We start from the raw sequence: 2,865 nt of genomic DNA, 5'->3' as shown, positions 1-2,865 counted from the left end.
CACGACGTGGAAGGTCTGGCCGGGTTACCCGACCGGCCCCGCCCCGGGCGGCCCCGTCTGGGCAGCCCACGCCTGGGCGAGCGGATCCGGGCCCTGCTCGGCACATCGAAAGCGTGGACCACCGCCCGAGTGTGGCGTGCCTTGGGGCGCCCGAGGATGAGCCTACGCACCGTGTACCGCCGCGTGCGTGAGCAGGCCCGCTGGTGCCGGCCCCGCCTGATCGCCAAGAGCGACCCCGACCGGGACACCATCTGCGCCGGCATCCGCGAACGCGTCGCCGCGCTACCAGTGGGGTCGGTCGTGCTCGCGCAGGACGAAACCCACCTGGACCTGCTCGCCCGGGTACGGGCCTGCTGGATGCCCACCGGCACCCGCCACCGCGTGATGACCCCCGGCTCGAACATCCGCCGCACCCTGCACGGCGCGGTCAACCTGGCCACCGGCGCCTTCCACCACCACGTCAGCGTGAAGAACGTCTCCGTGGTGTTCTGCTACTTCCTCGACCTGCTGCTCACCGTCTACCCCGACGCCCCGATCGTGGCCGTGATCTGCGACAACGGCACCACCCACCACAGCGGGATCACCAAACGGTGGCTGGCCGAACATCCCCGCCTGATGCTGATCGAAGGCGCGAAGTACAGCCCTCAGGACAACCCGATCGAACGGATGTGGGCCGTCCTCAAACAACACATCGCCAACACCGCCCCGGCCACAATGGCCGACCGGGTCCGGCAAGCCCACGCCTTCTTCCGCCATCGAACCCCGACCCAGAACCTGACCACCACCGCGCCCTGGACCTCACCCTGGCTACCCGAGGGTTACGGACAAAACTTCTGGCCAGGCGCTTAGGAGGGTGTTGCTGCGGTTGCAGTTGCCCACGCGCCCGGATCCGCGAGCCTATGCGGATTGGGCGTGGGTGGCTTGTCCGATCAGCCTGCCGCCCACGGTCCCCGCGGGCGCGGTGCTGCACCTGCCCACCCTCCGGGTCACCGGCCGGCAGGTACGCGCCGATGTCGCGTACACGCACGCCGTGCCGAAGGCTCGGCGTACCGGTCACTCGGTGGCGCTGGGTGTGGACTGGGGGCTGAACACCCTGTTGTCCGCTGGAGCCCTGCGACTGCACGAGGACGGCCGGATCACCGCGTTGGGGGCGGGTGGCCAGTTCCGGGCGGCCGGGGTCCTCGCCAAGCAGCACCGCCTGCGGCGGCTGTCAGAACGGCTGCACGCCAAAGCCGACCACTACCAACGCCTCACCGGCCGTGACGAGCGGCATCACCTCGTCGGCAAACTGGCGGTACTACGCGCCGAGATCCGCCACGTCTCCGCCCGCCGCTCCAACCTGAACGCCGCGCTCGCGTGGGCCGCCGCCCGCTGGGCCGTGGACCAGGCGATCGCCGCCGCGGCGAGCGTGATCTATGTGGAAGACCTGCGGTCGTTGGAAGCCAAGGGCATGGGCGCCACCCTGAACACGCGTCTGTCCCAGCAGGTGCGCGGGCAGATCGTCGACCGGATGCGGCACCTCGCCGCCGAGGCGGGTATCGCCGTGGTCACCACGCCTGCCCGGAACACCTCCAAGCACTGCCCCCGCTGCTTGACCCCGCTACGGCATCGCAAAGCCCCCGACAAGCCGACCGTGGCGGGCTGGAAGTGGGCCATCTGTCCCCGCCAGTCCTGCCGCTGGCAGGGCGACCGCGACCAGGGCGCCTGGCGGCGCATCGCCGCCCGCGGCCTCACCCACCAGGCCAAGACCGTCATCGACAAGACCAGCGGGCACATGGTCATCCGCGGCGTGGTCGACAAACTTGAGGCCTCCGCGGTCATCACAAAGAGCCACCGGGTCGACCGGTCGAAGATTGGCCCCACCCTGCACAAACCATCACGCCCCGCGCCCAGGCGACGCAGGGCACCCTCCCCCACCCGGCCTCACGGCTCGGCGGGAAAGCGTCCGGAGGGACACGCACCAACGGACCGGAGGCTGCCCCGCGCAGCCCACCGACACCAGGGCGTGAACACGACCAGCACACCCACCACCGGCCACCAGCCACGCGGAGCCGCGTTGGGCGCGGGATTCCACTTCCACGCCCACGCGACCCCACCACGGTGGGAAACGATCCCGGAAACCCAATCCGACTCAGGATCACTAAGCTGATTAGAGACGCTGGGGGGACGATGCCGCTGACATCGAACGGAGTAGGCCGCGTCTTCCCGCGAAGTACACCGGGAGGATGCGGTTCGATCTGACCGTCGACCACATGCTGGAGCAATGGGTGCTGATTTTCGACTCGGGAAACGTGGGTGTCGCCAGAGACAGCCGGGAGGCGGACGCCGTCATCCGTGCCAGGCGCGAGGTGTTCGCTCGGATACTGACTGGAGAGCAGGGGGTGTACGCCGCCGTGTGGCGGAACCTGCTCAGCGTCGAAGGCGATATCACCCTGCTGGCCACGCTGCGTGAACTGCTGCCGGCGGCTCGAAGGGCCAGCCGGACCGCGGCTCGGACGCCGGAGGGCTGACCGTGGATCCGAAGCTGGTCAGCACCGTGGACGGCAAGCCGTACATCCTGAGCGACAATCGCGGCGACATGTCCGCCGCCGCGGGCATTGCGACCGGACTTTACTCCTTCGACACCCGGTATCTGAACCTGTGGGCCCTGCGTGTCAACGGGGAACGCCGGAACCTGCTTGCCGTGGACGAGCTGAACTACTTCGAGACGCGGTTCTTCCTTCTCGGCGTTTCGGGTCCGTGGGGACGGCTGGACGCCGTCGCCCACGGCCGACTGCCGGTACCCGGCTGACCCGACGAGTGTCTGCTTCCTACTTCTTGCTCATTGCTGAGTGGTTCGGATGTTTCGCTCTCCGCTCAGCGGTG

General features: G+C 69.0%; 4 protein-coding genes. All 4 read left to right on the top strand.

Annotated elements, in window-relative coordinates; genetic code table 11:
• The coding region (locus FXF52_RS40815; RefSeq protein WP_148804982.1) for an IS630 family transposase at nucleotides 1-849 on the top strand (849 nt) is incomplete at its 5' end.
• Nucleotides 850-916: 67 nt separating this feature from the next.
• On the top strand, nucleotides 917-2,149 hold the full coding sequence (locus FXF52_RS40810) for a zinc ribbon domain-containing protein (protein ID WP_222870957.1): 1,233 nt from the start codon (nucleotides 917-919) through the stop codon (nucleotides 2,147-2,149).
• A gap of 31 nt (nucleotides 2,150-2,180) precedes the next feature.
• The gene (locus tag FXF52_RS40805; protein WP_255472934.1) at nucleotides 2,181-2,510 is read left to right on the top strand and encodes an SCP2 sterol-binding domain-containing protein; all 330 of its coding nucleotides are present in this window, start codon (nucleotides 2,181-2,183) and stop codon (nucleotides 2,508-2,510) included.
• Between the two features lie 2 nt (nucleotides 2,511-2,512).
• Nucleotides 2,513-2,791 carry a glycogen debranching N-terminal domain-containing protein gene (locus FXF52_RS40800; RefSeq protein WP_148804980.1) on the top strand — a complete coding sequence of 93 codons (279 nt, stop codon included), beginning with the start codon at nucleotides 2,513-2,515 and terminating at the stop codon, nucleotides 2,789-2,791.
• The last annotated feature ends 74 nt before the right edge of the window (nucleotides 2,792-2,865 follow it).

Source organism: Micromonospora sp. MP36 (genome assembly GCF_008119785.1).
Taxonomy (GTDB): domain Bacteria; phylum Actinomycetota; class Actinomycetes; order Mycobacteriales; family Micromonosporaceae; genus Micromonospora.
This window is presented reverse-complemented; position numbering and strand designations above follow the sequence as displayed.